At 57.7% G+C, this 5,569-nt stretch carries 7 protein-coding genes; 6 read left to right on the top strand and 1 reads right to left on the bottom strand.

The features are described 5' to 3' along the window. The 6 genes from H1B37_RS32265 to H1B37_RS32245 form a co-directional block, all read left to right on the top strand. The coding region (locus tag H1B37_RS32265; protein ID WP_182871400.1) for a GxxExxY protein at positions 1–216 on the top strand (216 nt) is incomplete at its 5' end. Further along, positions 203–670 carry a sulfatase-like hydrolase/transferase gene (locus H1B37_RS34700; protein ID WP_353620975.1) on the top strand — a complete coding sequence of 156 codons (468 nt, stop codon included), beginning with the start codon at positions 203–205 and terminating at the stop codon, positions 668–670. The genes H1B37_RS32265 and H1B37_RS34700, both read left to right, overlap by 14 nt. Before the next feature lie 7 nt (positions 671–677). After that, positions 678–1,301, top strand: a complete 624-nt coding sequence (locus tag H1B37_RS34695) for a sulfatase/phosphatase domain-containing protein (RefSeq protein WP_353620974.1) — start codon at positions 678–680, stop codon at positions 1,299–1,301. A gap of 59 nt (positions 1,302–1,360) precedes the next feature. Continuing rightward, positions 1,361–2,878, top strand: a complete 1,518-nt coding sequence (locus tag H1B37_RS32255; RefSeq protein ID WP_182871399.1) for a sulfatase — start codon at positions 1,361–1,363, stop codon at positions 2,876–2,878. Positions 2,879–3,230: 352 nt separating this feature from the next. Then, positions 3,231–3,671 (top strand): Hsp20/alpha crystallin family protein, encoded by a 441-nt coding sequence (locus H1B37_RS32250; RefSeq protein ID WP_182871398.1) that lies wholly within the window; start codon positions 3,231–3,233, stop codon positions 3,669–3,671. Between the two features lie 92 nt (positions 3,672–3,763). Continuing rightward, complete coding sequence (locus tag H1B37_RS32245) at positions 3,764–4,186, top strand: Hsp20/alpha crystallin family protein (protein ID WP_182871397.1); 423 nt, start codon at positions 3,764–3,766, stop codon at positions 4,184–4,186. A gap of 127 nt (positions 4,187–4,313) precedes the next feature. On the opposite strand, the gene H1B37_RS32240 is transcribed toward H1B37_RS32245, so the two are convergent. Then, positions 4,314–5,318 (bottom strand): hypothetical protein, encoded by a 1,005-nt coding sequence (locus H1B37_RS32240; protein WP_182871396.1) that lies wholly within the window; start codon positions 5,316–5,318, stop codon positions 4,314–4,316. Between the last annotated feature and the right edge of the window lie 251 nt (positions 5,319–5,569).

The raw sequence follows: 5,569 nt of genomic DNA, 5'->3' as shown, positions 1-5,569 counted from the left end.
CAATGCCGCGAAGAACCCAAAGAAACTCAGGTTGGCACGTACATTCCTGATCTCATTTGTTTTAAAACGGTTGTTGTCGACACCAAGACAATCGATCAGATTGGCGACCACGAAATCGGCAAAATGCTCAACTACCTCAAGATCACCGGTCTGCGCGTCGGCCTGCTAATCAATTTCAAGAAAGCCAAATTGGAATGGAAACGTGTCGCTCGCTAATCACGTCATCGCACCACCGCCGGATCCACTTCGACTCCGGTTTTCGATTCAGTGTCTGGTATTGTTTGTCTGCGTCTGTCAGTGGTTCGTTCCCCATTCGTTCGCTCAGCGGCCTAATTTCATTTTCATCCTGACCGACGATCAATCGCACTCAATGATGGGCTGTGATGGGAACGAGGTGACGCAGACACCCAACCTGGACCGACTCGCCCGCGAAGGCGTTTTCTTCGACCGAGCGTACATCACCAGTGCGATCTGTACGCCCAGCCGAATCTCGATTTTGCTCAGCCAATTCGAACGCAAGCATGGCGTCAACTTCAACTCCGGAACGAGCATCGCGCCGGAGGCGTGGGCAAAGTCGTATCCGGTCCTCATGCGCAATGCCGGGTACTACACCGGATACGTCGGCAAAAACCACGCGCCGATCGGCAAGGGCGGTTACACCAGTGGTTGATGAGGGTTTGGACGACAACACCGTGATCATCTTCACCTCCGATCACGGCCTCTATTCAGGACAACAGGGGCTCGCTGGCAAAGCGTTCTGCTACGAACAAACGACGCACGTTCCCCTGATCATCTACAACCCGATGGTCCCCGATGCCGCACGCGGAAAACGCAGCGACCAACTGGTGCAGTCGATCGACATTGCCCCCACGATGTTGGACTTTGCCGGAATCGACACGCCCGAGTCCTTTCAGGGCAAGAGTCTGCGTAACCTGATTCAAGGCAGCGATCAGCCCGTCCACGAGTACATCTTTACGGAAAGCCTTTGGTCCACGCATTTCGGTAACCCACGGATCGAAGCGGTGCAAGACAAACGGTGGAAATACATCCGTTACTACAAGAACGAGAACTTTCCGGCGGCTTGGAAGATCCGCGTGGCAAAAGAACTCGGCATCCCGCAAAACAAGATGCTGTACGGCGTGCACGATGATGCCATCGCGGTCTATCGCTATTACGTCGAGGCGCCCCAAGCGTGCTCCGCTACACCGCCGACAGCGAGCAGGGTTATCAAACCAAGTGAATCACAGTGTCACCGTCAGCTCGTGCCCAAAGCCATCCGCCCCGTGAGCCGACGGCGCTAGCCGCGGGCCTGTGATACTATTCACGCAGAAACCCAAAGCACCAACGAAGAAGTGAGAAAATGATCGGTCAATTCGATGCCCTGCGGCCCCTCAGCCCATGGACGCCAAGCGGTTTGAACGCCAGCGCCCGGTCAAGGATCCGTCACCGCCGGCGAATCTTCTCGCACCCGCTGACGTGTCGCGGTGCCGTGCTGCCGATCCTGCTGGGCACCATGATTGCGACACTCTTCTTGTCGCAAGCCGCATTCGGAAATGACCGGCCAAACATTGTTCTATTTTTCGTCGATGATCTCGGCTGGAACAATCTTGGGTATCGCAATCCCGATTTGTTCGGGACGCCGAACATTGACCGACTGGCCAAGGAGGGCATGGACTTCCATCAGTGCTATGTCGCCAGCCCGACGTGCAGTCCCAGTCGAGCGACATTGCTGACCGGCAAGCACCCGGTGCGGCTCAAGATCGTTCGCCACATTCCGGTCGGTCCCAAACATCCCGACTTTGATGAATTCGGCCGCACTGATGTGGAATTCAACCTTTGGGAGACCGATCCGGCGCAATTCCCTTGTCGAAATTGGTTGCCGCTCGATGAAGTCACCTATGCCGAAGCGCTGCGGGACGAGGGCTACTACAACTTGTTCGTCGGCAAGTGGCATTTGGGGCACGAGCCGTATCACCCGATTCATCAGGGATTTGACAAACAAATCGGCACCAGCAACTACGGGCACCCCAAGGGCTACTACCCTCCGTTCACCGCCCATGGCGAGGTCTTTCCCGAGGCACGTGAAGACGAGTATCTGACCGACAAGCTCACGGACCAGACCGTCGCATTTGTGCAATCGTACCAGCGAGATCAGCCCTTCATGATTTCGCTTTGGTACTACAACGTGCATTCGCCCAACATCGGTCGCAAGGATCTGAAGCAAAAGACGGCGGGAAAGGCAGGGCTGGAGGGGAAGCTGGCGGACTACGCGGCCCAGGTTGCCGCGGTGGATGAATCGGTCGGCCGCGTCCTGGACGCCATCAAGCAGCGGGGCATCGAGGACAACACGTTGATTCTGTTCACTTCTGATCAGGGCAGCCTGTTTGAGTGGGCGCCGTACCGTGGCTGCAAGCGATCGGACACGTTGTGCGAGGGCGGCGCGCGGGTCCCGTTGATCGTGCGCTGGCCGGGTGTTGTGACGCCGGGCTGCACCAATGACAGTGTGGTTCAAACCACGGATTTGTTTCCGACGTTGGTCGAAGTCGCCGGGGGTGACCCCGAAAGCTTTGAGGATCTGGACGGTGTTTCACTGCTGCCAGTTTTGAAGTCCAATCAGAACTTGGACCGGGGTGAACCGATCTTTGGTTATCGAGCGTACGAAGACCAATACGTCTCGGTGCGCGAGGGAGACTGGAAATTGATCGGCTATCGGAGCGGAAAGCTGAGCTTGTACAATGTGGCCCAAGATCGAAGCGAGCAACAGAGTCTCGTCGAGCGCCATCCTGCCAAGGCAAAGACGCTCGTCGAGAAATTGAAGCGTTGGGAGACGGAGATGGGCGTCGACCCGTACTCGGGATTCGCGACGTCAGCTCGCTGAAACGAATCGCGAATTTCGAGCAACGTTTGTTTCCCTGTAGATCGATCGCCGACTTGTCAGGGGCATCGCACCAAACCTGGCCACGACATTTTGTCGCTGGTCCGTGCCAGCTTGTCCAAGCCGCGTTTGACAACGTTTCACTCGAGTTCTCAAGACAGAATCGCGGTAAATTGGCACGCCCGTTGCATTTTCGTTTCGACGTCACGACGGTCTGCCAAAGTGGCTGGGCCGGTCAGAGGACCGAACGCGGGACGCTGGCGAAAAGTGGCATCCACCTCTTTGCCGCCGGCAAACCCCGTCTGATTCGAACGATCAACCTTTCGTTATTCCTTTGTAAAAGGAGGGTAATGCTATGTTGGCAACTCGATGGGATCCCTGGACTGAAATGAACCGTCTGAGCCGCGAGATGGATCGGGTCTTCGGTCGCCGCGGAACGGGCAACGAGATGGGATGTCCGTTTGCCGCCGGATCGTATCCGGCACTGAACGTCTGGGAAGACGACGACAATCTGTACGCCGAAGCCGAACTGCCCGGCTTCAACATGGATGAGTTGGAAATCTACGTCACCGGGAATCAGTTGACGATCAAGGGCGAGCGACGTCCGCCGGAACACGAGGACGGCACGTGGCATCGCCAAGAACGTGGCTATGGGAAGTTCAGCCGGATGATCGAAGTGCCCGGTGATGTCGATGGCGACAAGGTGTCGGCCGAGTTCCAGAACGGCGTGCTGCACATCACGCTGCCCAAGAGCGAAGCCGTCAAACCACGCCGCATCGCGATCAAAGCGAATTGATCCGACTCTGTATGCCACGGAGTGAGCGACCACCCTGGTCGCGGCCTCCGCGGGAGAATCTCAAACACAGTTTTTGACAACGGAGGTGAACCATGAGCACCACCATGACAACAACCAAACACAATCCCCAAAATGGTAATGGCGATTCGCCGTCGGTCCAAAGCGGAAACGGCGAAGAAACGTATCAAGCGACCTTCTCCCCTCGATTCGATATTTGGGAGGGCGACGACGAACTGGTCCTTTACGGCGACCTGCCCGGCGTCGACCCTGACAGCCTGGACATCGCGTTTGAGAATCGGCAACTGACGATTCACGGGAAGGTCAGCCACCGTCACGACGACGATCGCATGCTGTACAGCGAGTACGGCGTGGGGGACTTCCACCGGACGTTCACGATCGGCGAAGCGGTCGACGGTGAACGCATCAACGCGGAATTGAACGACGGCGTGTTGACGCTTCACTTGCCGAAGTCCGAGGCGGCCAAGCCTCGCCGCATCAAAGTGACAGCCAACTGAGATCGTTGGCTAACGCGATTCGGTCGCGGCGACACCCGCCCGACCGAATCGGATTCCCTGTCGCTGCGACGCAGCGACGGCAAGCGGCTAAAGCCTGTACACCAACACGTATGCCCGCCGCCTCGCGTCAACGCAGATCACGGCCGGCCCGGCTGACAAGCTCGGCGACGGCGGGTTTGGATCTGCCGTAGGAGACGACTCGAACATTGAGACCGCAGTCGGCGTGGATCTTGAACGCTCTTTCGATCGCGTCGATGATCCACCGATCACGGTTGCCGAAGACGCCGCCACCGAGCAAGGTCAGGAAGACCGTGTTGACGCCGGTGCGACTTGCGTTGAGGACCGCTGCCGCCAACGTTGCTTCGTAAGCGGCATCGAGGACCAACCTGGCAAATTCGGTCCATTGATCTTCGGATTGCCGGCCGTAGGCGACCGGCAGCGCCGAGCAATAGGCTTGTGAGACTCGGTGGCTGGCTCCGTCAAGCGTGACTTCGGCGTCATGTTGCAAACCGATGCAAAGCTCGCCGCGAAGCCGATCCAATTCGTCCTCGGTCATCTGCTGTAACTTGGTCGAGATTTCGTTGAGTCCGTCATCGGTCGGAAATAGATAGCCATTTTGCATGGACCACAGACGGCCATCGGCGTTGCCGAGTGCGGTTCCGAGGCCCGCGGCGCAGTCGAGTTGCTTGCCGGCCGTTTGTCCGATCTGACCATCGACGTCGGCGAAGTAATTTCGATAGATCGTCCCGGCTCCGCATGCGATCGCACACGCCGGCCCTTGCGTGTGGTCGTGCTCGTAGATGCCGACGCCTCGTTCAGGCGTGACGGTGGGACCGGTCATTTCCAGCAGATTGAATTGCGAGGCGACTTGAAACAGGGCGCCCGCATTGGCCGGATCGGCATGCAAGGCTCGGACATCGCCGACGACCTCGCGAAGGGTCGAACGACGTGGTTGGATCTTAAGGTTCGCAAGCGATCGTCGAAGCAGTGAGAGTTTCGGGGTGTCCAAGTGGCCGAATGCCACCCGTTTCCCGCCGGGACAAACGAGGAAGTCGCCGTCGATCGACAGCTGCTGGTGAACCTGCTCGGGGGATTCTTCATCGATGCCGGTAAGCCGTTTGAACCATGTCATAATGCGGTCACGAGATTCAGGATGAGAGAGAATTTGCGATGGCATCCTGGACCAGGTTTCCATCGGCGTCAATGGCTTCGCGGACACAGATCAATCAGTCGCCGGATGAAGTGCGACCTCCATCGTCTCGTCGGCTGTCAATGCTTTTTCGCCCCGTAGCAAATGATGATGGTGGGTGCGTTCGGGTTTGCGGTAAAAACCAGTCGTTTGTCCCGGACCGCGAAAAGGGGACGGGGGTTGATTTTGCGGTC

The organism is Stieleria mannarensis (assembly GCF_014154935.1).
GTDB lineage: Bacteria > Planctomycetota > Planctomycetia > Pirellulales > Pirellulaceae > Stieleria > Stieleria mannarensis.
Note: the sequence above shows the minus strand (reverse complement) of the source record. Positions and strands in the feature narration are given on the sequence as shown.

Coding starts and splice junctions, on each gene's coding strand:
- H1B37_RS32255 (WP_182871399.1), top strand. CDS start 1,361: ATGATCGGTCAATTCGATGCCCTGCGGCCCCTCAGCCCATGGACGCCA.
- H1B37_RS32250 (WP_182871398.1), top strand. CDS start 3,231: ATGTTGGCAACTCGATGGGATCCCTGGACTGAAATGAACCGTCTGAGC.
- H1B37_RS32245 (WP_182871397.1), top strand. CDS start 3,764: ATGAGCACCACCATGACAACAACCAAACACAATCCCCAAAATGGTAAT.
- H1B37_RS32240 (WP_182871396.1), bottom strand. CDS start 5,318: ATGACATGGTTCAAACGGCTTACCGGCATCGATGAAGAATCCCCCGAG.